Raw genomic sequence first — 25,952 nt, forward strand, 5'->3', positions numbered from 1 at the left:
TCCTCTGGGCCGGCCGGTGGTCGCGGGGACCACTCAGACCAGTCCTCTCTCGAACGGTTTCGACAGCGCCCGGGGCTCGCGCTGCGACTTGACCATCAGCACCATGACCGCGAGCGCCAGCAGGTAGGGCGCGGCCACCAGCAGCTGGGCGTTGAGCTCGACGCCCAGCGACGGCAGGGCCAGGCGCAGCGCGTCGGCGGCGCCGAACAGGAAGCAGCCGAGCAGGGTGCCCTTGAGCCGCCAGGCGCCGAAGATCACCGCGGCGATCACGATGAACCCGCGACCGGCGGTCATGTTGTTGTTGAACGAGCCGACGAGGCCGACCGACAGGTAGGCGCCGCCGAGCCCGGACATCACGCCGCACCACATGAGCGCCTGCCGGCGGCGGACGTTCACCCTGATCCCGCTGACGTCGGCGGCCTGCGGGTTCTCCCCCACCGCGCGCAGCTCCAGGCCCCACCGGGTGCGGTTGACCAGGAACCAGGTCAGCGGGACGACCAGGACGAGCAGGTAGAACGGCCACCGCTGCTCGAAGACCACGCCGATCAGCGGGATCTCCGACAACCCCGGGACCTCGAGGACGCCGACCTGGGTGCGGCTGAACTCCATGGTCTGCAGCAGGAAGCTCGTCACGCCCAGCACCAGGGTGTTGATCACCAGGCCGACGACGAACGTGTTGATCTGGATCCGGTGCGACAGGTTGGCGTGCACCAGGGCCACGAGCAGGCCGACCAGCGCGCCGGCGAACAGGCCGACGGTCGGGCTGCCGGTGGCGCTGCCGACGGCGATCGCGCCGAAGGCGCCGGAGAGCATCATCCCCTCGACGGAGATGTTGAGCGTCCCCGCGCGCTCGGCGAGGTACTCCCCGCAGGCGGCGAACGCCAGCGGGGCGGTGAGGCGCAGGGCGCTGGAGAGCACCGTGCCGCCGTCGTCGAGCCACATCAGACCGGCACCTCTTCCTTGGCGGGCGCGGCGGCCGACGGCCGGGCGGGGGACTCGGGGACGGCGGAGCGGTTGCGGATGCGGCGGCCCCACATCGCCGACAGCACCGGCGGCACGACGAAGGCGAGCACGAGCAGCGCCTGGATGACGTCGACCAGGTAGTCCGGCACGCCGGTGGCGGCCAGGTAGCTGGAGCCGGCGCGCAGGCCGCCGAAGAGCACGGCCACCGGCAGGGCGAGACCCGGGCGGCTGCGGGCGACGAGGGCGACCAGCAGGCCGTCCCAGCCGAAGTTGTTGGAGATGGCCGGCTGGAGCCGGAAGACGGTGCCCATCAGGATCACGCCGCCGGCGAGGCCGGCGAAGGCCCCGGAGAGCACCAGCGCCGAGCCGCCGAGGCGGGAGGCGCGGATGCCCGCGTGCCGGGCGGCCATGGGGTTGAGGCCCAGCATGTTCAGCCGGAAGCCCCAGCGGCTGCGGCCCAGCAGCACGGCCAGGACGACGGTGGCCAGCACGGCCAGGATGGCCCCGACGCCGACGGTCAGGTCCGGGTACTCGCCGAAGCTGGCCAGCCGCAGGTACTCCGGCACCGCGTCGGACTGCGGGCGGGCCGGCCCGTTGCCGATACCGGTCTCCTGCAGCAGCGAGGGGCTCAGGACGGCGAACTGCACGACCTGGGCGGCGATGAAGGTGAGCAGCAGCGTGGTGACGACGACGTTGACGCCGCGGGTGTAGTACATCGCCGCGCTGATGCCCGACCAGGCGCCGCCGCCGGCCGCGGCCGCGACCAGAGCGACCGTGATGACCAGCCAGCCGGGCCCCTGCAGCCGCAGGGCGACGAAGCAGCCGACCATCGCGCCGATGAGCAGCTGCCCCTCCTGGCCGATGTTGAACACCCCGGCCCGGTTGGCGATGCAGGCGCCGAGCGCGACCAGCAGCAGCGGCGCGGCGTTGACGAACGTCTGCGACCAGCCGGCGGCGTCGGCGATGCTCCCGGTGTAGAGCGCGTCGACGACCTCCGACGGCGAGCCGTCGGAGAGGGTGACGAGCAGCGCGGCCAGCGCCATCACCAGCGCGACGCAGCCGACGGTGATGCCCGCCGTGCGCCACGCGTCGGTGGAGGGCCGGCGCAGCCCGGTCGGGCCGACGACGTAGGAGACGAGGGGACGGCGGGGGCTGCCGGTGGGGCCGGCGACGGTCGTCATGCCGCGTCACCGCTCACGAGGCCCCCGACGAGCATGCCCAGGCGCTGCGGGGAGGCGTCCGCGACGTCGAGGACCCCGATGATCCGGCCCGACGAGATGACCGCGATGCGGCTGGCCAGCGCCATGACCTCCTCCAGTTCGGTCGAGATGAGCAGGACGGCGACGCCGGAGGCGGCCGCCTCCCGCAGGCGGGCGTACATGTCCTCGATGGCGCCGACGTCCAGCCCGTGCGTGGGCTGGGCGGCGACCAGGACGGTGGGCCCCGCGGACAGCTCGCGGGCCAGGACGACGCGCTGCTGGTTGCCGCCGGACAGGGTGCGCAGCGGGGCGTCGATCGACGGCGTCCGGATGGCGAACCGCTCGACGAGGTCCTGCGCCTGCGCGCGGATCTGGTTGCGGCGCATCAGCCACCGGCCGCTGAACCGGCGGAGGTCGGTCATGACCAGGTTGTCGGCCACGCTCATGTCCAGGACGACGCCGGAGCGGTGCCGGTCCTCGGGGATGACGCCGATCCCCGCGTCGTGCAGGGCGCCGGGCCGGTCGAGCGCCACCGGGCGGCCGTCGACGCGCACCTCGCCGGTGTCGGGCTCGAGCAGGCCGGAGAGCAGGTCGCCGAGCGTCGCCTGCCCGTTCCCCTCGACGCCGTAGAGGGCGACGATCTCGCCGGTCGCGACCTCCAGGTCGAGGGAGTCCAGCAGCACGCGACCGTCCGGTCCGGTGACGCACAGGTCGTGCAGGGCCAGCGCCGCCGTCCCCTGGACGTCCGCGGAGACCTGCGGGGCCGGTGGCTCGGCGGGCACGGCGTCCAGGCCGCCGGCGAGCACCGGGCTGAGGTGCTTGGCGGGGTCGTCGGTGACGACGAGGCCGAGGGCCGCGCCCTCGGACTGCAGCGACACGTCGCGGCCGACCATCTGGCGGGCCAGCTCCGGCGCGGAGGTGTCGGCGGTGCGGCAGTGAAACGCCAGCCTGCCCCGGCGCAGCACCGACACGACGTCGGTGGCGGCGGTGATCTCGGCCAGCTTGTGGCTGATGAGGATGACCCCGCGGCCCTCCGCGACCACCGAGGTGCGCAGCACCTCGAACAGCGCCGCGGACTCGGCGATGGTGAGCACCGAGGTGGGCTCGTCGAGGATGAGCACCTTCGGGTCGCGGCGCAGCGCCTTGATCAGCTCGACCCGCTGGCGCTCGCCGGCCGACAGCCGCTCGACCGTGGCCGCCGGGTCGACGACCAGCCCGTACCGGGCACCGACGGCCTCGACGTCGGCGCAGATCGCGTCGCGGTCGATCCGGCCGGGCTCGCCGAGGGCGACGTTCTCCCAGACGGTGAGCGGCTCGATGAGGCTGAAGTGCTGGTGCACCATGCCCAGGCCGTGCTCGGCCGCCTGCAGCGGCGTGTGCACGTCGACCCGGACGCCGTCCCGGTGGACCTCGCCGGCGTCGGCCTGCACGAGGCCCATGAGGACCTTCATGAGGGTGGACTTGCCGGCGCCGTTCTCCCCGAGCAGGCCGTGCACCTCACCGCGCTGGACGGAGAGGTCCACGGCGTCGCAGGCCACGACCGGCCCGTACCGCTTGCTGATGCCCCGCAGTTCCAGTGCGGGGACGGGCCCGTCGGTACGGGCACGGTCGTGGCTCACGTTCAGCTCCCCAGGCGCTCGACCTCGGCGTCGGGGTCGATCGTGCCGTCCCCGACCGAGGCGATGAAGTCGGCCAGCTGCTGCTGCTGCTCGGCCGTCGCGCCGCTGGCGTCGCAGAACTCGACGGTGGGCAGCGGGTCGACGCCCATCTTCCAGACGCGGGTCGAGCCGCCCTCGAGGGCGCCGTCGGCGAAGTCCTGCAGCGCGGCCGCGAAGTACTCGCCCGGGTCGAAGATCACCGAGATGGCGTAGGTGTCCTCACCGCAGCGGTCGGTGCCCGGCGTCAGGACCGGGATGCCGGCGTCGAAGCCGAGCTGGGCCGAGGCGTCGGTGGCGCCACCCAGGTACGGGTACAGCCCGCCGATGCCCTGGCCGATCTGCGCCTGGGTGGCCTCCACGGCCAAGCCCGAGTCGTCGAAGTCGCCGGTGTAGGTGGTGACCACCTCGGCGTCCGGGACGATCTGCCGGATGCCGGCCTGGAAGGCCTGCGCGGCGATGATGCTGAAGTCCAGCTCCGGGCCGGTGACGAACCCGGCCGAGGTGGCGCCGCTGTCCTGCATGAGCAGGCCCAGCGCGTAGCCGGCGGCCAGCAGCGACTCGGACGCCGAGTCCTGCGAGAGGACGACGTTGTCGGCGAGCTCGTAGCCCTCGGTCTGCGACGGGAGGTACCAGATGGTGTCCGCGCAGACGTCCTCCTCGGCCGCCGGCAGTGCGTCGGCGAGCTCGGAGGCGGCCAGCGCGACCATGTCGACGCCCTGGCGGCACATGTTGCGGGCCTGCTCGAGCGCGTCGGCGGGGTTGATCGAGCCGACCTTGATCAGCTCCCAGCCGTCCTGGCCGTCGACGAACTCCTGCGCCTTGACGACGAACGACTCGTAGTAGCCGTTGTCATTGAGGTCGCCGGGGCTGAGGACGCCGATCTTGACGTCGCCGTCGCCGTTGACGTCCGGCTGCTCGCCCGAGGCGCTGCTGCCGCCGCCGCCCGACGAGCCGCCGTCGGAGCCGCTGTCGGAGTCCTCCGCGTTGTTGCCGCAGGCGCTGAGCGCGACGACCGCGACGGCCGCCAGCGCGGCGGTGCGCCGCAGGGGTCTCTTGGTGGACATTGCTGCCTCCCGGATCTGAGGTGGGTTGTCGGGTCTGTGGAGCCGGTGGTGCGGTGCTGCGCGACCGGCTCAGCCGGCGCTGTCGACCAGGTCCGCATACGCGATGCGCTCCTGCTCGAAGACGGCGTCACCGGTGGCGGCGACGAACATGGGGAAGCCCATGCGGCCGATGGCGGCCACGCGGGTCGGGTCGATGCGGGTCTCGCTGTCGTCGGCCAGCAGGTCCTCGGACACGCGGATGGCGACGACCTCGGCCAGCACGATGTGGACGCCCGAGAAGCAGGAGGTCGGGTCCCCGCGGTCGATGGTCTCCAGCACCCGGCACTCGAGGTGGGCCGGGCTCTCCGCCAGCGACGGCGCGGCCACGACCTCGGAGGGACGGGTGGTCCAGCCGACCAACTGCGCCTCGTCGACGTCCGGCGGGTACTCGCGGGCCACGGTCTCGATGTGGTCGACCAGCGCCGTGGTAGTCAGGTTCACCACGAACTCGCCGGTGGCCTCGAGGTTCACCCAGGTGTCCTTGGGCTCGGGGCTGGCCTCGCGGACGGTCCCGATCGTCACCGCGATCGTGGGCGGCTGGCCGCAGACCGGCATGAAGTAGCTGAACGGCGCGACGTTGACACCGGCCGGCCCGGTGGTGGAGATCATCGCGATGGGCCGCGGCACGACCAGCTGGGACAGCAGGCCCTGCAGCTGGGCCGGGGACCGGCCGCCGAGGTCGATGGTCCTCACGCGCGGGCACCTCCCGGGACGAGGGCCGGCCGGACCGGCCAGCTGGGGACGGGGTCGATGCCGGCCCGGCGCAGCAGCGCGGCCCGGCGGCCGGCGGCCTCCTCGCGCAGGGCGGCGAGGTCGACGGTGGTGACGCGGCCGTCGCGGACGACGGGGCGGCCGTCGACCAGGACGTCGCGGACGGTGCCGCTCGGCGCGCCCCAGACCAGGTGCAGCGCCAGGTCGCCGCGGGGGGTCCAGGCCGGCGCCGTCCCGTCGAAGACGACCAGGTCCGCGCGCTTGCCGACCTCGACCGACCCGACCAGGTCGCCGAGGCCGAGCGCCTCCGCGCCGCCGCAGGTGGCCACGGCGAAGGCGTCGGCCGCGGTCAGCGGCGGGTCCCCGGCGCCGGTGTCCCGGGAGACCCCGGCCAGCAGCCACGCCGCCCGCAGCACGTCGGGGGTGTCGCCGGCGTTGTGCGCGTCGCAGCCCAGCGCGAGCCGGCCGCCGGCCCGGAGGAACTCCGCGTGCCGGGAGGCGCCGGTGTAGCCCTGGCCGAGCCGCAGGTAGGCGCCCGGGCAGACGGCGACGGCGGTCCGCGTCTCCAGGAGGGCGGCGAGCTCGGCGTCGTCCAGGTGGACGGCGTGCCCGAGCACCAGCCGCGGGCCCAGGACGCCGAGGTCGGCCAGGTGGGTGACCGGGCGCTTGCCGCTGCGGGCGGCGTAGGCCACGCCGTCCGCTGCGCTGGGCGACAGGTGCCAGGTGACCTGCGTGCCGGCGCGCTCGGCCAGGGCGGCCGCGCCGGCGAACAGCTCGTCGCTGGCCAGGTCGTGACCGACGAGGGTCACCCAGGCGCCCACCACGCCGTCGGCGGGCAGGTCGGCGAGCAGCTGCTCCTGGCGGGTCAGCACCTCGGCGGCCGGGCCCGACCAGGGCAGGCCGGGGGCGTCCCAGCCCCAGGTGCCCACGCGGCCGCGGATGCCGACCGCCGACAGGCCGCGCGCGACCGACAGCGGATGGGCGACCGTGCCGGGCTCGGCGATGGTGGTCACGCCGTTGACCAGCGCCTCGACGGCGGTGAGGGCCGCCGACACCTCGTCGTCCCCGGGCTCGTGGCCGGAGTGCACCGGCACCGCCCAGTCGAAGATCGCCTGCTGGGCGTCGATGTCGTCGGGGATGGTGCTGCGGACCAGCGGGTCACCGGTCGTGTGCTGGTGGGCGTCGACCAGGCCGGGGGTGACCACGCAGCCGGCGGCGTCGATCTCCGCGGCGCCGGGGTGCGCGGCGCGCAGCTCGGCGGCGGGGCCCAGGGCCACGATCGCGCCGTCGCGAACCGCGACCGTGGTGCGCTCGAGCACCGCCCGGTCCGGGCCCATGGTGACGACGTCGCCGTCGACGACGAGCAGGGTGGTCATGGCACCACCAGCACGCGGCCGACCGTGCTGCGCTCGCACAGCAGCTCCTGCGCGGCGCCGGCCTCCTCCAGCGGGAAGGTGCCGGCGACCAGCGCCGTCCCCCCGTCGGCGAACAGCTGCAGGGCCGCGGCCGTGTCGCTGGGCAGGTAGCCGCCGGCGCCCAGCAGCTCGAGCCCGCGGTGGAAGGCGTCGGAGAGGGAGAAGGAGACCTGGTCGCCGGTGGTGTTGCCGAGGAGGACCAGCCGGCCGCCGATGCGCAGCGCCGCCATGGAGGCCGCCCAGGTGGCCGGGCCGAGGTACTCGAGGACGACGTCGACCCCGCGGCCGTCGGTGACCTCGGCGACCACGCCGGCCAGCGCGCCGGGGTCGCCGACGACGTGCTCGACGCCGACCTTGGACAGCGCCGCGGCCTTCTCCGGGCTGCCGACGGTGGCGACGACGCGGGCGCCGACCCGCTGGGCGATCTGCACCGCGGCCAGGCCCACCGACCCGGCGGCGGCGTGCACGAGCAGCGTCTCGCCGGCGCGCAGGCGGCCCACGCGCACCACGGCGGAGTGGGCGGTCGCCCACGGGGTGGGCAGGCAGGCGGCGTCGGTCAGGTCGACGCCGTCGGGGACCGGGTGCGCGGCCGAGGCGGGCGCGACGACGTACTCGGCGAACCCGCCGTCGACCGTGGCGCCGAGGATGCGCAGGTTCGGACAGTGGCCGCCGCGGCCCTCGTGGCACAGCGGGCAGGCGCCGCAGGGGACACTGGGGTCGAGGAGCACGCGCGTGCCCACCGGCACCGGGGACTCCTCACCGGCGGCCTCGACGACGCCGGCGACGTCCATCCCGGCGACGTGCGGCAGCTCGAGGCCGGGCAGGCGCACGTGGCCGCGGCGCTGCAGGACGTCGAGCTGGTTGACCCCGCAGGCGGCGACGCGGACCAGCACCTCGGCCGGTCCGGGGACGGGGACGGGACGGTCGACGAGGGAGAGGACCTCGGGGCCACCGAAGGCGGTCTGGACCACGGCTCGCACGCTCCCGTCACCTCCTCCCGGCTTCCTCGACCGTCTCGCATCGTGAATCGGTAGTTCACGATGTGGACCGGTGCGGGTCACTGTTGTCGGGGCCGCAGGCCGTGTCAACGGTCAAGTCCAGGCCGTTACGGAATCAACGCGCTTGTAACAAGCGGCTGGAGACGAGTGACGCCGGTCACCGGCTGGCGGTGACCGGCGTCACGGACGCCCGTGCGGGCTCAGAACGTGAGGACGGCCTTGCCCACCCGACCTGCCCGGACGTCGTCCAGGGCGCGGTTGATCTCGGCGAACGGGTAGTGGGTCAGCAACCCGTCGACCGGGAAGCGGCCGGCCCGGTGCAGCTCGACCAGCCGCGGCAGGAACTCCTCGGGGACGCTGGCGCCGGCGGTGATGCCGACGACCGACCGGCCGGTGCCGAGGATCGAGCGCCACTCGAACGACATCTCCGCGCTCGCGCCCACCCCGATGACCCCGCAGACGCCCAGCGGGGCCAGCGACTCGACGGCGGCGCGCAGGACGTCGGCCCGCCCGGTGGTGTCGACGCTGTACTGCAGCCCGCCGGGCACCTCGGCCCGGACCCGCTCGGCGAGGTCCTCCCCGGCGACGACCGTGTGCGTGGCGCCCAGCCCCCGCGCCTGCTCGAGCTTCGCCGGGTTCACGTCCACCGCGACGATCGTGGTGCAGCCGGCCTCGACGGCACCGAGGATCGCCGCCGCACCCACCGCGCCGGCGCCGAAGACGCCGATCGAGCTCCCCGGCGCGGGGCGCAGCACGTTGAGCACGCCGCCGGCGCCGGTCTGGAAGCCGCAGCCGAAGGGCCCGACGACGGTGAGGTCGGTGCCCGCGGGGACCTTCACGACGCTGCCGCGCCGGGCGACCACGTGCGTGGCGAAGGAGGACTGGCCCAGGAAGTGGCCGTGCACCGGCTGCCCGTCCTGCGACAGCGCGGTGCTGCCGTCGGGGCGCGTGCCGATGAAGTTGTACGCCCAGAACTCCTCGCAGTAGGCCATCGCGTCCTGCGAGCAGGGGCCGCACTGCCCGCAGAAGGCGAAGGTCATGGCGACCGGGTCGCCGACGGCCAGGTCCGTGACCCCCTCGCCGACCTGCTCGACCACGCCCGCGCCCTCGTGCCCGAGCACGACCGGCGGCGTCATCATGGAGCGGAACTCCAGGTCGGTGCCGCAGATGCCGGTGCTCACCAGCCGCACCACCACCTCGTCGGCCCGGGGTGGCGCCAGCTCCAGTTCGACGAGCTCCAGGGGCCCGGCGGGATCCCGCAGGACGGCGGCGGTCACGGCAGTCGGTCGACCGGTCATGGCGTGTCACGTTACGAGAGACCGTCTTGACTGGCGAGATGCTGCCGCCCACGATCTCAGCATGACGACGTCCGTGCACGAGGGCCTCCAGTTCATCGGCGGCGAGTGGTCGCCCGCGGCCGGCGGCGGCCGCCTGGAGCTGGTCGACCCCGCCACCGGGCAGCCGTTCGCCACGGTCGCCGAGGGCAGCGCGGCCGACGTCGACGCCGCCGTGGCCGCGGCCCGCCGTGCCGCCCCCGGCTGGGCGGCGACCAACCCCACCGACCGCGGCGCGCTCCTCTCCCGCTGGTCGCAGCTGGTGTTCGAGAACGCCGAGCGGCTGGCCGCGCTGGAGGCGCAGGACGTCGGCAAGCCGCTGTCCGGCGGACGGATGAACGCCTTCATCGCCGGCGGGATCATCGGCTACTTCGGCGGCGCGGCCGACAAGCTGACCGGCGTCACGCTGCCCACCCGCACCCCGGACTTCCACGGCTACACGCTGATGGAGCCGCTGGGCGTGTGCGCCGTCATCACGCCGTGGAACGTCCCCGCCGTCCTGACCGCGGCCAACGCCGCGCCCGCGCTGGCCGCCGGCAACACCGTCGTCCTGAAGCCGTCGGAGGTCGCGCCGCTGGTCGTGCTGGCCCTGGCCGAGCTGGCCGCCGAGGCCGGGCTGCCGGCCGGCGTCCTCAACGTCGTCACCGGCGGCCCGCAGGCCGGCGCCGCGCTCTCCGGGCACGCCGGCATCGACCACCTCAGCTTCGTCGGCTCGACGGCGACCGGCCGGGCGATCATGCGCTCGGCCGCCGAGAACCTCGTGCCGGTCAAGCTGGAGCTGGGCGGCAAGTCGCCGAACCTCGTCTTCGCCGACGCCGACCTCGACACCGCGATCCCGGCGATCGTCGGCTCCATCACCGAGAACGCCGGGCAGAACTGCTACGCCGGCTCCCGCCTCGTCGTGCAGGAGTCGGTCGCCGACGAGGTGCGCGAGCGGGTCGTCGAGGCCATGCGCGCGGTGCGGATCGGCGCCTGGGACGAGGACCTGGACATGGGCCCGCTGGTCAACGCCACCCAGCGCGACCGGGTGCTGGGCTTCCTCACCGAGCTGCCCTCCACCGGCGCCCGGGTGCTCACCGGCGGCGGCGTCCCCGCCGACCGCGGCGCCGGCTGGTACGTCGAGCCGACCGTCGTCGACGGCGTGACGCCCGACTCGCGCATCGTCCGCGAGGAGGTCTTCGGCCCCGTGCTCGCGCTGCAGACGTTCACGGACGACGCCGAGGCCCTGGAGCTGGCCAACCGCACCGACTTCGGGCTGCTGTCCTGCATCTGGACCTCGGACGTCTCCCGGGCCATCCGGATGGCCGCCGGCGTGCGCAGCGGCCAGGTCGCGGTCAACCAGTTCCACGACGTCGGCGTGATCGGCTTCCCCTTCAACATGCAGAAGGACAGCGGCTTCTCCCGCGGCGGCGGCTACGCCGCGATGCGGGAGTACACGCAGGAGAAGGCCGTGGCCATCCGCCTGCTGCCGCCCCGCGCCGTCTAGTCTCGCTGGTCCCGGTGGCGCGGCCGGGCAACACCGCGCGTCCCGCCTCGAGCCCCTCCGGAGCGCGAGTTGACCCTCACCGACCCCCGTACCGAGTCCGCCGCCGCCCCCGCCGGCGAGCAGTTCGACCACCACTCCCCCGAGGCGAACGCCGACCCGGTGGCCTACTACCGCCGCTTCCGCGAGACGCAGCCGGTGGGGTGGACCGAGGCCCACGAGGGCTTCTTCTTCACCACCCGGCACGCCGACGTCGTCCGCATCGCGCGGGACGACGCCACCTTCTCCTCCGAGCGGGCGCCGGCGGGCGACCGCGGCATCTCCTTCGTCATCCCGTTCGGCCCGGGGCTCGAGCAGTACCCGATCGAGCTCGACCCGCCGCGGGCGACGCCCTACCGCGAGCTGATCAACCCGCTGCTGACGTTCGACGCGGTCGAGCGGCTGAAGCCGATGATCGCCCGGCACACCACCGCGGCGATCGACGCCTTCGTCGAGTCCGGGTCGGTGGACTTCGTCCGCGACCTGACCAACCCGGTGCCGGCGGCGGTCACGCTGGACTGGCTGGGCTTCCCGACCGACGACTGGAAGAAGCTCGCCGGACCGGTGCACGACATCTTCGCCAGCGTCCCGGGCACCGAGCGGGCGATGCGCGGGGTCGAGGGCCTCATGTACCTGGAGAGCCGCATCCGCGAGCTGATCGCGGCGCGGCGGGCGGACCCCCGCGACGACGCCGTCTCCGTGCTCGTGCACGCCGAGCACCCCGAGGGCCGGCCGTTCACCGAGCAGGAGCTCGTCTCGGTCATGTACCTGCTGGTCGCCGGCGGCGTGGACACCACGACGTCGCTGACCGGGTCGACGCTGGTGTGGCTGTCGGAGCACCCCGAGGAGCGGCAGCGGCTGATCGACGACCCCGACCTGCTCGACGTCGCGGTCGAGGAGTTCCTGCGGGTGTTCGCGCCGTCGCAGTCGATGGCCCGCACGCTGCTGGCCGACGCGGAGGTCGGCGGGGTGCAGATGCACGCCGGCCAGCGGGTGCTCATCCCGTGGGTGGCGGCCAACCACGACCCGGAGGTCTTCCCCGACCCCGAGACCGTGGTGCTCGACCGCAACCCGCAGCGGCACCTGGCCTTCGGCATCGGCACCCACCGCTGCGCCGGCGCCCACCTCGCCCGGGCGATGTTCGGCGAGATGATGCGCCAGGTCCTCACCCGGCTGCCCGACTACCGGGTGCTGCCCGAGGGCCTGGTCCCCTACCCCACGCGCGGCAACCAGACCGGCTGGGACGCGATCCCGGCGCTGTTCACCCCGGGGCCGCGGCTGGGCTCGGCCCCGGCTCCCGCGGCGATCGTCACCCGCGAGCTGGAGGTGACCGGGGTGCGCGCGGTGGCCACCGACGTCGTCGCGGTGACCTTCGCCGACCCGACCGGCGCGGCGCTGCCCCCGTGGACCCCCGGCGCGCACCTGGAGGTCCGGCTGCCCTCGGGCCGGCTGCGGCAGTACTCCCTGTGCGGCGACCCGGCCGAGCCGACCTGGACCGTCGCCGTGCTCCGCGAGGCGGCCGGCCGCGGCGGCTCGGTCGAGCTGCACGAGCTCGCCCGCAGCGGCGCCCGGCTGACCGTGCGCGGCCCGCGCAACCACTTCCCGCTGGTCGAGGCGCCGGACTACCTGCTGGTCGCCGGCGGCATCGGCGTCACGCCGATCCTGGCGATGGCGCGCGAGCTGGTCGCCCGCGGCGCCTCCGTGCGGCTGCTCTACGGCGGCCGGACGGCGGCCTCGATGGCCTTCGCCGACGACCTCGTCGCGCTGGCCGGCGACCGGGTGCAGCTGCTCCCGCAGGACGTCCACGGCGTCCCGGACCTGGCCGCCGCCGTGGCCGCCGCCGGCCCGGGGACCGCCGTCTACTGCTGCGGCCCGGCGCCGATGATCGCCGCGATGGAGGCCGCCTGCGCCGCGGCCGGGATCGGCGACCGGCTGCACGTCGAGCGGTTCACCGCGCCGGAGGAGGAGGTCGCGATCGACACGTCGCACGACGTGGCCTTCGACGTCCACCTCGCCCGCACCGGGACGACGGTGACCGTGCCCGCCGACCAGCGGATCGTCGAGGCGCTGCGCGACGTCGTCCCCACGCTGTCCTCGGACTGCGAGAAGGGCTACTGCGGCGCCTGCGAGACCCGGGTGCTGGCCGGCGTCCCCGAGCACCGCGACTCGGTGCTCACCGAGGAGGAGCGCGCCGCGGGGCGCTCGATGATGGTCTGCGTGGGCCGGGCGAGGACGCCGTCGCTCACCCTCGACCTCTAGCCCCGGAGACGCCGGCAGCGTGCGCCGAGGTGCAGTCCCCGCGAGGAGTCCTGCACCTCGGCGCACGCTGTGGCGTGCCGGCCCGCCGGGCGGTCAGCCGAAGATGTCGCGGCGGATGCCGCAGTGCGCGCCGAGCGTGCCGTCGACGACCTGGGTGACGCCCATGTCCATCGCCACGGAGCACAGGGAGTAGGCGTCGTCGGCCGACAGGCCCACCCGCCACTGCAGCAGGGTGATCATCTCCTCGACGGCCATCCGCGCGGCCGCGTCGAGGTCGGCGCCGAAGCCGTGCGTGTACCAGTGGGTGCCGGTCTCCAGCATGGGCGCGCGCAGCTGCAGGTCGTCGACGGCGGCCAGCCGCACGGTCGCGTTCGCCGAGGCCTCGATCGCGGTGCCGCACACCTCGCCGTCCCCCTGCGCGAAGTGCGGGTCGCCCCAGTAGACGCCGGCGCCCTCGCGGAACACCGGGTAGAAGACGGTGGCGCCGGGGCCGAACCGCCAGTTGTCCACGTTCCCGCCGAAGACGCCCGGCGGGATGCTCGACAGGACGTCGTCGCCGCCGGGCAGCACGCCCATCAGCCCGAAGTGCGGCCGCACGGGCACCCGCACCGGACGGGTGAACGGCTCCTCCACGCGCGCCGACGCCGGCGTCCGCCAGCCCGGGACGTCGTAGAGGGCGCGCGAGGTGAAGTCGTACCCGAACAGCGGCTGGGCGACGGTCGGGAAGTCGGTGGCCGGCGTCCCGTCGGAGTGGTCGAGCTCGTAGACGGTGATCCGCTCCTTGCCGTACGTGTCGTACAGCAGCCCCCAGTTGGCGGCGCAGTTGGAGCCGTAGGGCACCCGCGGGGCCATGGCGTCGATGCGGACGGCGACCGCCCCGCCCGGGCGCGCGCCGGCGACCGCCACCGGCCCGGTGAGCACGTGCACGCCGGGGCCGCGCTCCCCCTCGGGGATCGCGGCCCAGATCTCGTCGAGGCCGGCGTCCATCATCAGCTCCGGCGCGTCCCCGGCGTGGTGGCTGACCGCCTCCAGCGCCACCGCGGCACCGGAGGCGACCTCCAGCACCGGCGCGGCGGCCGGGTCGACGGCCCCCCACCGCACCGTCGCCGGCGTCGCCGGGAGCGCGTGCGGCGGAGGGGCCGGGGCGGCGAAGGTGCGCTCGGCCTGCGGCGAGAGCGCCAGGAGCGAGGTGGCGGTCGTCATGCGTCGATCGCACCGCGCGCGCGTTACCCGGCGGTTTCCACTGCGTGACATGTCGTATCGCATGGCGGGACGGCGTATGCATCCCGCGGGACGCGGACGGCGCCGGACCGCGCGGACCGGCATGCGCCATACTGGTCCTGAGAACGATTACCATGTCGAGGAGATCCGTGCGCCGCACCACGGCCGCCGTGCTGGCGGCCCTCACCGGCCTGACCCTGGCCGGCTGCTCGGGCGGGGACGCCGGACCGGTCACCGACGAGGGGGACCCGGCGAACTGCCCCGGGGAGGTCCTCGACGTCGTCGTCTCGGTCGCCCAGTGGGGCTCGATCGTCGGCCAGCTCGGCGGCGACTGCACGACGGTCACGACCGTGCTGGGCTCCGGCGCGGGCGACCCGCACGACCACGAGGCGAGCACGAGCGACATCGCGGCCTTCGAGGACGCCGACGTGGTCGTCTACAACGGCCTCGGCTACGACGGCTGGGCGGCCGACGCCGCGGCCGGCGTCTCGCCGCGACCGGTCGTGGTCGACGTCGCCGAGGTGGCCGGCGCACGGACCGGCGACGACCCGCACCTGTGGTACGAGCCCGAGCTCGTCCCGCGCTTCGCCGACGCGGTGACCGCGGCGCTCACCGAGCTCTCCGCCGACGCCGCCCCCTACCTGCAGCAGCAGCGCCAGCTGTTCACCACCGAGCTGCAGCCCTACGTCGAGGCGCTGGCCCGGCTGCGCGACGTCTCCGCCGGGCGCACCTACGGCGCGACCGAGCCGGTCCTCGACCGCACCGCGCGGGCGGTCGGCCTGACCGACGCCACCCCCGCCGGCTACCGGTCCGCAGTGGGCAACGAGGGGGAGCCGTCGCCCGGCGACCTGGCCGAGTTCGAGGCCGCGCTGGCCGACGGCCGCATCGACGTCCTCGTCTACAACACCCAGACCGAGGGCAGCCTCCCCGAGCAGCTGCGCACCGCGGCCGAGGAGGCCGGCGTCCCCGTCGTGGAGGTCACGGAATCGTCGCCGGACGACGACGGTTCCTTCGTCGAGTGGCAGGTGGACCAGCTGGAGCGACTCTCCGACGCCCTCGAGGACGCCGCGTGAGCGGGCCGCAGGGGCTGACGGCGGCCCGGACCGACGGGACGGCGCGGCCGCCGGCCCTCGTCCTGGACGACGTGAGCGTCGTGCGCGGCGGACGGACCGTGTGGTCGGAGGGGACGCTCGCCGTCCCCGCGGGCGCGGTGGTCGGGGTCATCGGCCCCAACGGCGCGGGGAAGACGACGCTGTTCCAGGTGGCGCTCGGGCTGCTCCCGGTCGCCTCCGGCCGCGTGGAGGTGCTCGGCGCCGTCCCGCGGCGCGGGGACCGGCGGATCGGGTACGTGCCGCAGAACTACACCGCGGCCCTCGGCGAGGCCATCCGCTGCCGCGACCTGGTGACCCTCGGCCTGACCGGGCACCGCTTCGGCCTGCGCCGCACCACCGCCGCCGACCGGGCGCGCGTCGACGAGGCGCTGCGCCGCGTCGGTGCGCTCGAGTACGCCGACCGGCGGATGTCGCAGCTCTCCGGCGGCCAGCAGCAGCGCGTGGCGATCGCCCAGGCCATCGTGGACGACGCCGAGCTGCTGCTGCTCGACGAGCCGCTGGCCAACCTCGACCTGCGCAACCAGCAGGAGATCGTCACCCTGCTCGGCGAGCTGCGCCGGGAGCGCCCCGTCACGGTCATGGTCGTGGCGCACGACCTCAACCCGCTGCTGCCGGTCCTCACCGACGCCGTCTACCTGCTCGACGGCCACCCGCACCACGACCCGATCGGCGACGTGGTGCAGGAGGACCTGCTCACCCACCTCTACGGGACGACGGTGCGGGTCGTGCGGACGGCGCAGGGCGACCTGTTCACCCGTGCCACCGGGCCGGACCCGGCATGAGCGCGCTCGCCGCGGCGGTCCAGTTCCAGTCCAACTGGTGGGACGTGCTGCAGACGGACTTCATGCGCAACGCGCTGGTCGGCGGCTCGCTGGTCGCGGTCGCCGCCGGGCTGCTCGGCTACTTCGTCGTCACCCGCAGCAACGCCTTCGCCGCCCACGCGCTCGCCCACATCGGCTTCCCGGGCGCGACCGGCGCGATCCTGGTCGGCGCCCCCGTCACCCTCGGCCTCGCCGTGTTCTGCCTGGGCGGGGGCCTGCTGATCGGCCTGCTGGGACGACGGGTGGCCGAGCGGGAGATCGCCACGGGCACCGTGCTGGCGTTCGCGACCGGCCTGGGGGTGCTGTTCGGGTCGCTGGCCAGCGCCAACGCGAGCACGACCACCTCGGTGCTCTTCGGCAACCTGCTGGCCGTCTCCGACGAGGAGCTCGTCGTCTTCGCCCTGTTCACGGCGGCGGTGGCACTCGTCCTGGCCCTCGTGGCCCGGCCCCTGGTGTTCGCCTCGGTGGACCCGGCCGTGGCCGAGGCCCGCGGCGTCCCGGTGCGGGCGCTGGGGGTGGCCTTCGTCGTCCTCCTCGCGCTGACCATCACGATGGCCGTCCAGGTCGTGGGCACGCTGCTGCTGTTCGGCCTCGTCGTCACCCCGGCGGCGACCGCGCTGCGGCTGACCGCCCGGCCGGGGCGCGTCGCGGCCATCGCCGTCGGCATCGCGCTGCTGTCGGTCTGGACCGGCCTGGTGCTCGCGGCCATGTTCGACCTGCCGCCGAGCTTCTTCGTCGTCACCGTCTCGGTGCTGGTCTGGGTCGTCGTCCTGGCCGGCACGCGCCGGCACCGCGGCGCCGTGCCCACCGGCGCCGGACACCGGGGCGGGCACGCCCACGACGCCGTCCCGACGGCGGGCCGCGCGCCCGCCCTGTGAGGCAGATCTCAGCGGTTGGGGTGCATCTCACCCTCGGGGGGCTGTTTCCGACAGGTGCCGGGAGGGGACCCTGGGTGGCATGGAGGACACGCAGCGCGAGGCCCGAGTAGCGACCGAGGACGCCGTCGAGCAGCTGGTGGACGAGGCCCGCGACCAGCAGTCGACCGCCGGCCCCGTCTCCCGCATGCTGGCCAACCCCCGCCGGGTCCGCCGGGCCTGAGGGAGGACCCCGCCTTCCGCACCCCTCGCGAACTCGGGGCGAGCCTCTGGACGGGGCCACCGACGACGACGCAGCGTCACGCATCGTCACAGTCGCCTCACGCACCACCGGAGCCCCGGCCCACCCGGGCGCCTCTCGTCACCCAGTGCGACCAACCTGGGCCCGGGACCGGCGTGCCGCGAACTGCTCCGTCACGTCCGGGTGCACGATCCGGGACGTGACCGCAGCCGCCCTCTCCCTCGCCACCGCCGACGACGTCGCGGCCCCCGTCCGCCGCAGTCGGGCGGAGCGGCAGGCCATCGTGCTCGACACCGCCGAGCGGCTCTTCTCCTCCCGCAGCTCCCGCAGCGTGGGCATGGACGAGCTCGTCCGCGAGACGGGCCTGGGCAAGATGACGGTGTACCGGCTCTTCAAGAGCAAGGACGAGCTGGTCGGCGCCTACCTGGCCCGCAAGGCGGCCACCGTCCTCGCCACCGTCGACGCCGACCTGGCCCGCCTGGACGGCGACCCGCGCGCCGCCCTGCTCGCCGTCGTCGACATCGTCGAGCGCGACGTCACCCGCGCCGGCTTCCGCGGGTGCCCCTTCACCAACGTCAGCAGCGAGTACGACGACCCGACGCACCCGGCGCGCAGCGCCGCCGCGGACTACAAGTTCCAGCTGCACGCCCGCCTGGAGCGCCTGGCCGACGAGCTCCTGCCCGGCGGCGGCGAGGACCTGGCCGCCCAGATCCACCTGGTGATCGACGGCATGTACCTCTCCGGCGGGCTCCTGGGCCCCGACGGGCCGGCGTCGCACGGGCGCCAGCTGGCCGAGCGGCTCATCGACGGCGCGCTGACCGGCACCCCCGCCGGGGTCTGAGGCCCGTCCCCGCGTCCGGCGAGCGGGGGCGCCGGACGCCCCGCAGGATGCAGGGGTGACCGACGACCGCAGCCGCCCGGACCTCGACGACACGACGGTGGAGGGCCTCGGCAAGCTCTCCGAGGCCCTGGAGACCATCGAGCAGGCGCGAGGCCAGCTCTACGGGTTTCACCAGCACTCGGGCAAGGCCGACCTGCTGCTCCAGGACGCCGTGGAGCTGTTCCGTGAGGCGGGGCACACGCAGCTCGCCGACGACCTCGACCGCGACCTCGTGGGCCGCAACGTCATCGCCGACCGGTGGACCTTCCAGATCGTCGAGGACTACGACGCCACGTACTGGTCGACCTTCCGCGCCTTCGACGAGCGGGCCCGCAACGAGCTGTCGAACGGCGACCGGCACGTGTACGAGGCGCGGATGAAGCAGCGCGAGCGCACCAAGGGCCACCCGCACCACGAGCCCGGGCCGTCGCTGAGCGACTGACCGCCCCCGCGGCTCCCGTTTCCGCCACGTCCGGACCGGGCACCCGCGCACCATGACGATGCCCGATGCGGACGACGCGGGATCCGAGCGCCAGGCGAAGCCGCTGGGGGCCGAGAAGGCGCCCGGCGAGGACCGGGAGTCCCTCGGCGCGACCGAGGGTCCCGCCGACGGGATCGCCGGTCCGGCCTGGCCGCCGGCCGGCACGGAGCCGGACGCCCACTGACCACGACCGCTCGCCGTCGGCTCGTTTGACGGGACCTCCGCGGGGTCATGATCACGCCGTGACCACTCCCGCCTCCCCCGCCGACCCCTACCCGGGCCCCAACCCGGGTGCCCCGCGCGCCCCGGGCCTGGGCACCCCCGGCGGCACCCCCGGCGGCACCCCCGGCGGGCCCGTGTCCGGCGGGACGACGACCGGCGGCCCGGCCGGCCACGGCCCGTCGACACCGGGCGGACCGGCGACGTCGTCCCGCTCGACCGGGAAGACGATCGGCCGGTCGCTGGCGCTGGGGCTGCTCCTCTTCGTCACCGTCGTCCTCGTGCTGTTCGTCGTGTTCAACACGCAGACCGTCGACATCAGCCTGGTCTTCGGCAACGTCGACGCGCCCCTGGTCCTCGCCCTGCTGATCGCGGCGGTCCTCGGCGCGCTGATCTCCGCTCTCGCCGGCGCCGTCCTCAGGGCCCGCCGCCGCAGCCGCTGACCCCAGCGCCCGCACACCCGAGGCCGCGTCCCCGTCCGGGGGCGCGGCCTCGGTGCGTCCCGGTCTCCTCCGTTGGGGTCGGACCGGCCCCTCCGAGCGTGTCGGGCAGGCACGCGCTTGCCGTTGTTACCCGTGAGTAATAGCGTTTGTTACTGGCGGGTACGGACCCGCCGACGACGGCACGGAGCACGGGAGCCACACGCGCATGAGCCACTACACCGCCAACCTGCGGGACCTCGAGTTCAACCTCTTCGAGTTCCTCGACACCAAGGACAGGTTCGGCACCGGGCCGTTCGCCCAGATGGACGCCGAGACCGCGCGCGGCGTGCTCGCCGAGATCCGCCGGCTGGCCGAGGGCCCCATCGCGGAGTCCTTCACCGAGGCCGACCGCAACCCCCCGGTCTTCGACCCGGCGACCTCCTCCGTGGTGCTGCCCGAGGCGTTCAAGAAGTCCGTGCAGGCCCTCGCCGAGGGCGAGTGGTTCCGGCTCGACCTGCCCGAGGAGCTCGGCGGCTTCGGCGCCCCCGTGGCGCTGCGGTGGGCCGCCTTCGAGATGATCCTCGGCGCCAACCCGGCCGTGTTCATGTACGGCTCCGGCCCGACGTTCGGCACCGTGCTGTGGGAGCTGGGCACCGACGAGCAGAAGAAGCTCGCCCAGCTCATGATCGACCGCCAGTGGGGCGCCACCATGGTGCTCACCGAGCCCGACGCCGGCTCCGACGTCGGCGCCGGCCGCACCAAGGCCGTGCAGCAGCCCGACGGGTCGTGGCACATCGAGGGCGTGAAGCGGTTCATCACCTCGGCCGAGCACGACCTGAGCGACAACATCATCCACCTCGTGCTGGCCCGCCCCGAGGGCGCGAAGCCGGGCACGAAGGGCCTGTCGCTGTTCGTCGTCCCGAAGTTCCACGTCGACGTCGAGACCGGCGAGCTCGGCGAGCGCAACGGCGTCTACGTCACCAACGTCGAGAAGAAGATGGGCCTCAAGGTCTCCACGACCTGCGAGGTCACCTTCGGCGACGGACCGGTCCCGGCCAAGGGCTGGCTGGTGGGCGAGGTGCACGACGGCATCGCCCAGATGTTCAAGATCATCGAGTACGCCCGGATGTTCGTCGGCACCAAGGCGATCGCCACCCTCTCGGCCGGCTACCAGGTGGCGCTGGACTACGCGAAGAACCGCGTCCAGGGCGCCGACCTGGCCGCCACCGCCAAGGACGCCCCGCGGGTCACCATCACCCACCACCCCGACGTGCGGCGCTCGCTGATGCTGCAGAAGTCCTACGCCGAGGGCATGCGGGCCCTGTACCTGTACGCGGCGAGCTTCCGCGACCAGGTCGTGGAGGCCCAGGCCGCCGGCCAGGCCGACAGCGAGGAGGCGCAGCTCGCCGCCCGCGTCAACGACCTGCTGCTGCCCGTGGTGAAGGGCTTCGGCTCCGAGCGGGCCACCCAGCTGCTCACCCAGGAGTCGCTGCAGACCCTGGGCGGGTCCGGCTACCTGCAGGACTACCCGATCGAGCAGTACATCCGCGACTCCAAGATCGACACCCTCTACGAGGGGACGACGGCGATCCAGGGCCAGGACTTCTTCTTCCGGAAGATCGTCAAGGACGGCGGCGTCGCCCTGACCTGGCTGGCCTCCCAGATCCAGGCCACGATCGACGCCGAGGCCGGCAACGGCCGCCTCAAGGAGGAGCGGGCGCACCTGGCGACCGCCCTCGGCGAGGTCCAGGCCATGCTCACCGCGATGTTCGGCCACCTGACCGCCGCCCAGGAGGACATGACCAACGTCTACAAGATCGGCCAGAACACCTCCCGGCTGCTGCTGGCCGTCGGCGACCTGGTCACCGCCTGGCTGCTGATCCGCCAGTCCGAGGTGGCCCTGGCCGCCCTGTCCGGCGAGGTCGGCGAGCGCGACCGGCACTTCTACGAGGGCAAGCTCGCGGCCACCCGCTTCTTCGCCACCCAGGTGCTGCCGCGCCTGGCCGGCGAGCGGGCCATCGTCGAGGCGACCGACAACTCCCTCATGGAGGTCGACGAGGCCGCCTTCTGATGGAGGACCCCTGTGCCCCCCACCGCTCGCGAGCCCGCGGTGGGGGGCACAGGGGCCGCTCCAGCACGTCACGACGACGGCCGCCTCCCCGCGCGGGGAGGCGGCCGTCGCCGTTTCCGCCCCCGGGACGACGGGCATGTCGCTCCTGCGACAGCGCCGTCCCCGAGGAGGCCCGCATGACCGATCCGCAGGGCAGCGACCGGATCCAGCAGGACGTCGACACGGCGTCGGCCACCGGCGACAACAGCGACAGCGGGTCCTCGTTCGAGGACGTGCCCCTCACCCGCGAGGACGCGCTCGAACGCGACGCCGCGCACGACGACGACCTGCCCGCCCGCGCCGACGGAGACGTCGCCCGGGCGAGGGGTGCCGGAGCGTCCGGCGAGGTGTCGGGCCCCACCCCACGATCCGGAGGCAGGTCAGACTGATGAGCGAGTCCCAGAGCACCGGCTACGGCGAGTCCCCGGACACCGCCGACAGCAACGAGAACCTCATCGACGGGCAGACCGGCGACGACGCCGGCGACCGCGGTGCGCTCGACACGACGCTCACCACCGACGACGAGGCGCAGCGCGACGACTCCGTGGTGCGGGGCGGCAACGACGCGAGCTAGCCGCCGCGCCGGCTAGATCCAGCCGTGCCGCTGGGCGGCCGCCACGGCCGCGTGCCGGTTGGCGGCGCCCAGCTTCGCGGCGGCCGCGGACAGGTGGTTGCGCACCGTCCCCGGCGAGAGATGGATCCGGGCGGCGATCTCCTCGACCGGGGCGCCGGTGGCGGCCAGCTCCAGGACGTCGGCCTCCCGCGGGGTGAGCGGGCTGTCCCCGGCGCTGATCGCCTCGGCGGCCAGCTCCGGGTCCACGTAGCGGCCGCCGCGGTGGACGGTCCGGACGACGTCGGTGAGCACCGACGACTGCACCGTCTTGGGCAGGAAGCCGCGCACCCCGGCGGCCAGGGCCCGCTTGAGGTGCCCGGCCCGCCCGTGGCCGGTGACGATGACGCAGGCGCAGTCCGGCACGACCCCCGCCAGCTCGGCGGCCACGGAGATCCCGTCGCGGTCGGGCATCTGCAGGTCCAGGACGGCGACGTCGGGGGTGTGCGCCCGCGCCATGGCCAGCGCCTCGGCGCCGGACGCGGCCTGCGCGACCACCTCGACGTCGTCCTCCAGGGCCAGCAGCGCGGCCAGCGCCGACCGGATGAGGTTCTCGTCGTCGGCCAGCAGCACCCGGATCACGCGACTCCCTCCACCGGCACCGTCGCGGCGAGGGTGAACCGCCCGCCGTCGCACCCCGTCGTCAGCCGGCCGGAGGCCGCGGCCAGCCGCTCGGCCAGCCCGGTGAGCCCGCTGCCCCACCGCGGCTCGCCCGGCCCGACGCCGTCGTTGACGATCGTCAGGGTGGCGGCGCCGTCCCCGGCGGCGAGGGCGACCGTGCAGGTGGCCGCGCGGCTGTGTCGCAGCACGTTGGTCACCGCCTCCCGCACCACCCAGCCCAGCGCCGTCTGCACCTGCTCGGGCAGGCCGGCGCCGTGCTCCTCGCCGACCACCGTGCAGCCGACGCCGGCCGCACGCAGCACGGAGCGGGCGCCGGCCAGCTCACCGGCCAGGTCGGCGGTGCGGTAGCCGCGCACCACCTCCCGCACCTCGCGCAGCGACTGCTCGGCGATCCGGCTGATGTCGGCCACCTCGTCGGCGGCCTCCGGCCGCTGCCGCCGCACCAGCTCGCCGGCGAGCTGGCTCTTGACCGCGATCACCGAGAGGTTGCGGCCCATGACGTCGTGCAGGTCGCGGGCGAAGCGCAGCCGCTCCTCCGCGACGGCGAGCTGCAGCTGCACGCCGCGGTTGCGCTCGGTCTGGACCACGACGTCGAGCACCCACACCGAGAACCGGAAGGCGACGGCCAGCCCGACGACCGCCAGGGTCATCGCGACCGCCTGCGCGACGGCCGCGGGCAGGGGCCGGCCGGTCGCCGCGGTGGCCAGGCCGACGAGGACGCCGGCCCCTGCGCCGGCGCCGCCGAGCACCCGGGAGGACCAGAGCGGAGCCGCCGCCGTGGGCACCGTGGCCAGCGGCAGGCCGACCGCCCACACCACCGCCTCCGGCGCCTCCGAGCCGCGTGCGGCGGCCAGCCCCGCCCCCGCCGTCCCCAGCGCGAGGACGGCGAGCGCGCCGAGGAGCGCCCGCGGGGCGGGGGCCGCCTCCCGGGGCGCGGACAGTCCGGCCCGCGCCACCGCGATGCCCAGCCCGCCGACCGCGGCGCAGCCGGCCACGTAGCCGGCGACCAGCGCCGCGCCGGCCTCGGCGGCGACGGGGGCCAGCGCGAGCAGCGCCAGCGCCGGGGTCAGGCCGAGCCAGCCGTAGAAGGACCACCGGGTGTAGAGGTCCAGGCGCTGCGGCGCGGTACGGCTCTCCCACCACCGCGAGACGGTCGGCACGGCCAGGATGCTGCCGTACCGGCCGTCCGCGGAGCCCGCAGCGGTCACCGGCGCGGGGCCCAGCGGAAGACCCGCGGCACCACGACGGCGCCGACGACCAGCCAGGCCGCCAGGACCGCCAGGGGCGCCGGCGCGGCGGCCCAGGCACCGGCGAGGTCGACGGCGTCGCCGTCCGCGGTGCGGCCGGCCAGGCCCAGCCGAGCCAGCTCGACGACCGGGGTCAGCGGCAGCAGGCGGGCGACGGCCGCCACCTGCTCGGGGAGGGTCGACAGCGGGTACAGCAGCCCGGACAGCGCCGTCGTCGCCACGACCAGGGGCAGCGTCGTGATCTGGGCGCTCTCGGGCGAGCGCGTGAAGGCCGTGCTGGCCAGCGCGAGCAGCACCATCAGGGCGGCGCCGCCGAGCAGGGCGACCAGGGGCAGCACGACGTCGACCGGCGCGGCCCACTCGCCGATGACCGCGACACCCACCGTCACGAGGGCGACCTGGCCCAGCGTCACCAGCAGGGTGGGCGCAGCGGTGCCCAGCAGCACCTCCGCGTCGGTGAGCTCGCCGGTCCGCATGCGCTGCAGGACGAGCTCCTCGCGGCGGGCGACGAAGGTGGTGACGAGGTTGTAGTACGTGAGGAAGACGAGGGTGACGCCGACGGCGGCCACGACCAGGTGCGGGCCGGCGGCGGCCTCGTCCTCGTCGATGCCCAGCGCGGGCACCGCGGCGACGAGGAGCAGCGGCAGCAGCACGGAGTTCACCAGGGCGGTGCGGTTGCGCACCAGGAGCCGGGTCTCGGCGCCGGCCAGCACCAGCGTGCGGCGCGTGCGGGAGGGGGTGCGGGGCAGAACAGCGGTCATCGGGGGTCCTCGGGTCCGGTGGGGTCGGTCAGGCGGCGGCGTGCGCGCGGTACGGGGCGTCGGCGGCGTCACCCGGCGCGTCGGCGACGGCGAGGAAGGCCTGCTCGAGGGTCGCGGAGCGGGCCTGCAGGCCGACCAGGGCGACGCGCTCCCGCTCGGCCCACGCGAGCAGCCGGGTGAGCGCCGGCTGCAGCGCCGAGGTGTGCAGCTCGACGCGGGGCGCCGTGCCCACCGGCTCGGTGGCCGGCAGCGCCGGCAGCGCCGGCGCGTCCGGGGGCAGCTCGAACCGGATCGTCGCCGGCTGGGTCGCGGCGATCTCCCCGGCGGTGCCGGAGAGCACGATCCGGCCGGCGCGCATGACGGCGATCCGGTCGGCCAGCTCCTCGGCCTCCTCCAGGTGGTGGGTGGTCAGGACGACGGCAGCGCCCCCGGCCACGTGCCGGCGGACCAGGTCCCAGACGGCGCGGCGGCTCTCCGGGTCCAGGCCGGTGCTGGGCTCGTCGAGGACGATGACCCGCGGCCGGCCGAGCAGCGCGAGGGTCACGTCGAGCCGTCGGCGCTCCCCGCCGGAGAGGCTGCGCACCGCGACGTCGGCGCGCCCGGTCAGCCCGACCTGGGCCAGGGCCTCCGCCACGGGCAGCGGGGAGGTCAGGGTCCCGGCCCACGCCCGCACGGTCTCGGCCACGGTGAGGTCGCCCGGCAGGCCGCCGGCCTGCAGCAGCACGCCCAGCGACGGCCGGACGGCGGCCCGCTCGGCGACCGGGTCGCGGCCCAGCACCCGCACGGTGCCCGCGGCCGGCCGGGCCAGCCCCTCGAGGACCTCCAGGGCGGACGTCTTGCCGGCCCCGTTGACGCCCAGCAGCGCGAAGACCTCGCCGGGCCGGACCTCGAAGGAGATACCGCGGACGGCCGCGAAGGAGCCGTAGCGGCGCTCGAGGTCGACGACCTCGACGGCGGGCGGGCCGTCGTCCACGGCCGGGGGGACGGGGAACGGGTGCACGGGGCCTCCTCGTGGCGCGTCCGGCCGCCGCGCGGCCGGTTCCTCGGGACACCTCCGAGGCTGCCGCCGGCCCGGGCCGCGCACAGGTGCCACCGCTCACGACCTGCGCGGCCGCCGGCACGGGTGCACCCCTGACACGTGTCACGGGTCCGGCCGGCTGGCGGCGGCT

At 75.0% G+C, this 25,952-nt stretch carries 26 protein-coding genes; 13 read left to right on the forward strand and 13 right to left on the reverse strand.

Annotation, left to right across the window (positions count from 1 at the left end; genetic code table 11):
• Positions 1–33: 33 nt before the first annotated feature.
• The 8 genes from ACI8AX_RS09485 to ACI8AX_RS09520 form a co-directional block, all read right to left on the reverse strand.
• Complete coding sequence (locus ACI8AX_RS09485) at positions 34–942, reverse strand: ABC transporter permease (RefSeq protein WP_456549554.1); 909 nt, start codon at positions 940–942, stop codon at positions 34–36.
• Positions 942–2,144: an ABC transporter permease gene (locus ACI8AX_RS09490; protein ID WP_456549555.1), complete on the reverse strand. Its 1,203-nt coding sequence runs from the start codon at positions 2,142–2,144 to the stop codon at positions 942–944. Before ACI8AX_RS09490 ends, ACI8AX_RS09485 begins: the two co-directional genes overlap by 1 nt.
• Positions 2,141–3,781, reverse strand: a complete 1,641-nt coding sequence (locus ACI8AX_RS09495) for an ABC transporter ATP-binding protein (RefSeq protein WP_456549556.1) — start codon at positions 3,779–3,781, stop codon at positions 2,141–2,143. The genes ACI8AX_RS09490 and ACI8AX_RS09495 overlap by 4 nt, the downstream gene beginning before the upstream one ends.
• Before the next feature lie 2 nt (positions 3,782–3,783).
• Positions 3,784–4,884: a BMP family ABC transporter substrate-binding protein gene (locus tag ACI8AX_RS09500; protein WP_456549557.1), complete on the reverse strand. Its 1,101-nt coding sequence runs from the start codon at positions 4,882–4,884 to the stop codon at positions 3,784–3,786.
• A gap of 69 nt (positions 4,885–4,953) precedes the next feature.
• Complete coding sequence (locus tag ACI8AX_RS09505; protein ID WP_456549558.1) at positions 4,954–5,616, reverse strand: flavin reductase family protein; 663 nt, start codon at positions 5,614–5,616, stop codon at positions 4,954–4,956.
• Positions 5,613–7,010 (reverse strand): amidohydrolase family protein, encoded by a 1,398-nt coding sequence (locus tag ACI8AX_RS09510; protein ID WP_456549559.1) that lies wholly within the window; start codon positions 7,008–7,010, stop codon positions 5,613–5,615. Before ACI8AX_RS09510 ends, ACI8AX_RS09505 begins: the two co-directional genes overlap by 4 nt.
• A complete protein-coding gene (locus ACI8AX_RS09515; protein ID WP_456549560.1) occupies positions 7,007–8,029 on the reverse strand; it encodes a zinc-binding dehydrogenase in 1,023 nt (340 codons plus the stop codon). The genes ACI8AX_RS09510 and ACI8AX_RS09515 overlap by 4 nt, the downstream gene beginning before the upstream one ends.
• 218 nt (positions 8,030–8,247) lie before the next feature.
• Entirely contained in the window at positions 8,248–9,345 is a 1,098-nt protein-coding gene (locus ACI8AX_RS09520; protein WP_456549561.1) for an NAD(P)-dependent alcohol dehydrogenase, read from the reverse strand.
• 61 nt (positions 9,346–9,406) lie between these two features.
• On the opposite strand from ACI8AX_RS09520, the gene ACI8AX_RS09525 reads away from it, so the two are divergent.
• On the forward strand, positions 9,407–10,867 hold the full coding sequence (locus ACI8AX_RS09525; protein WP_456549562.1) for an aldehyde dehydrogenase family protein: 1,461 nt from the start codon (positions 9,407–9,409) through the stop codon (positions 10,865–10,867).
• Between the two features lie 69 nt (positions 10,868–10,936).
• The gene (locus ACI8AX_RS09530) at positions 10,937–13,162 is read left to right on the forward strand and encodes a cytochrome P450/oxidoreductase (protein ID WP_456549563.1); all 2,226 of its coding nucleotides are present in this window, start codon (positions 10,937–10,939) and stop codon (positions 13,160–13,162) included.
• A 93-nt stretch (positions 13,163–13,255) separates the two neighbouring features.
• Here ACI8AX_RS09530 and ACI8AX_RS09535 read toward each other — a convergent pair whose 3' ends face one another.
• Positions 13,256–14,365, reverse strand: a complete 1,110-nt coding sequence (locus tag ACI8AX_RS09535) for an acetamidase/formamidase family protein (RefSeq protein WP_456549564.1) — start codon at positions 14,363–14,365, stop codon at positions 13,256–13,258.
• A 167-nt stretch (positions 14,366–14,532) separates the two neighbouring features.
• Here ACI8AX_RS09535 and ACI8AX_RS09540 point away from each other — a divergent pair, with 167 nt between their 5' ends.
• From ACI8AX_RS09540 to ACI8AX_RS09590, 11 genes are all read left to right on the forward strand, one after another.
• The gene (locus ACI8AX_RS09540) at positions 14,533–15,456 is read left to right on the forward strand and encodes a metal ABC transporter solute-binding protein, Zn/Mn family (RefSeq protein WP_456549565.1); all 924 of its coding nucleotides are present in this window, start codon (positions 14,533–14,535) and stop codon (positions 15,454–15,456) included.
• Positions 15,453–16,277, forward strand: coding sequence for a metal ABC transporter ATP-binding protein (locus ACI8AX_RS09545; protein WP_456549566.1), 825 nt, complete (start codon positions 15,453–15,455; stop codon positions 16,275–16,277). Before ACI8AX_RS09540 ends, ACI8AX_RS09545 begins: the two co-directional genes overlap by 4 nt.
• Positions 16,274–17,194, forward strand: a complete 921-nt coding sequence (locus ACI8AX_RS09550) for a metal ABC transporter permease (protein WP_456549567.1) — start codon at positions 16,274–16,276, stop codon at positions 17,192–17,194. Before ACI8AX_RS09545 ends, ACI8AX_RS09550 begins: the two co-directional genes overlap by 4 nt.
• Positions 17,195–17,273: 79 nt before the next feature.
• Positions 17,274–17,414, forward strand: coding sequence for a hypothetical protein (locus ACI8AX_RS09555; RefSeq protein ID WP_456549568.1), 141 nt, complete (start codon positions 17,274–17,276; stop codon positions 17,412–17,414).
• Between the two features lie 217 nt (positions 17,415–17,631).
• The gene (locus ACI8AX_RS09560) at positions 17,632–18,273 is read left to right on the forward strand and encodes a TetR/AcrR family transcriptional regulator (RefSeq protein WP_456549569.1); all 642 of its coding nucleotides are present in this window, start codon (positions 17,632–17,634) and stop codon (positions 18,271–18,273) included.
• A 55-nt stretch (positions 18,274–18,328) separates the two neighbouring features.
• The gene (locus tag ACI8AX_RS09565; RefSeq protein WP_456549570.1) at positions 18,329–18,754 is read left to right on the forward strand and encodes a hypothetical protein; all 426 of its coding nucleotides are present in this window, start codon (positions 18,329–18,331) and stop codon (positions 18,752–18,754) included.
• 52 nt (positions 18,755–18,806) lie between these two features.
• Positions 18,807–18,977 carry a hypothetical protein gene (locus tag ACI8AX_RS09570; protein WP_456549571.1) on the forward strand — a complete coding sequence of 57 codons (171 nt, stop codon included), beginning with the start codon at positions 18,807–18,809 and terminating at the stop codon, positions 18,975–18,977.
• A gap of 58 nt (positions 18,978–19,035) precedes the next feature.
• A complete protein-coding gene (locus ACI8AX_RS09575) occupies positions 19,036–19,455 on the forward strand; it encodes a LapA family protein (protein WP_456549572.1) in 420 nt (139 codons plus the stop codon).
• A gap of 205 nt (positions 19,456–19,660) precedes the next feature.
• On the forward strand, positions 19,661–21,505 hold the full coding sequence (locus ACI8AX_RS09580) for an acyl-CoA dehydrogenase (protein ID WP_456549573.1): 1,845 nt from the start codon (positions 19,661–19,663) through the stop codon (positions 21,503–21,505).
• 176 nt (positions 21,506–21,681) lie between these two features.
• Positions 21,682–21,933: a hypothetical protein gene (locus tag ACI8AX_RS09585; RefSeq protein ID WP_456549574.1), complete on the forward strand. Its 252-nt coding sequence runs from the start codon at positions 21,682–21,684 to the stop codon at positions 21,931–21,933.
• Positions 21,933–22,118, forward strand: coding sequence for a hypothetical protein (locus tag ACI8AX_RS09590; RefSeq protein WP_456549575.1), 186 nt, complete (start codon positions 21,933–21,935; stop codon positions 22,116–22,118). Before ACI8AX_RS09585 ends, ACI8AX_RS09590 begins: the two co-directional genes overlap by 1 nt.
• A gap of 12 nt (positions 22,119–22,130) precedes the next feature.
• On the opposite strand, the gene ACI8AX_RS09595 is transcribed toward ACI8AX_RS09590, so the two are convergent.
• The 4 genes from ACI8AX_RS09595 to ACI8AX_RS09610 are packed head-to-tail and all read right to left on the reverse strand — an operon-like array spanning position 22,131 to position 25,783.
• A complete protein-coding gene (locus ACI8AX_RS09595; RefSeq protein WP_456549576.1) occupies positions 22,131–22,736 on the reverse strand; it encodes a response regulator transcription factor in 606 nt (201 codons plus the stop codon).
• Complete coding sequence (locus tag ACI8AX_RS09600) at positions 22,733–23,935, reverse strand: sensor histidine kinase (RefSeq protein ID WP_456549577.1); 1,203 nt, start codon at positions 23,933–23,935, stop codon at positions 22,733–22,735. Before ACI8AX_RS09600 ends, ACI8AX_RS09595 begins: the two co-directional genes overlap by 4 nt.
• Positions 23,936–23,979: 44 nt before the next feature.
• Positions 23,980–24,783, reverse strand: a complete 804-nt coding sequence (locus ACI8AX_RS09605; protein ID WP_456549578.1) for an ABC transporter permease — start codon at positions 24,781–24,783, stop codon at positions 23,980–23,982.
• Positions 24,784–24,811: 28 nt separating this feature from the next.
• Positions 24,812–25,783, reverse strand: coding sequence for an ABC transporter ATP-binding protein (locus ACI8AX_RS09610; protein ID WP_456549579.1), 972 nt, complete (start codon positions 25,781–25,783; stop codon positions 24,812–24,814).
• Positions 25,784–25,952: the final 169 nt, after the last annotated feature.

The organism is Blastococcus sp. SYSU D00813, from assembly GCF_054050735.1.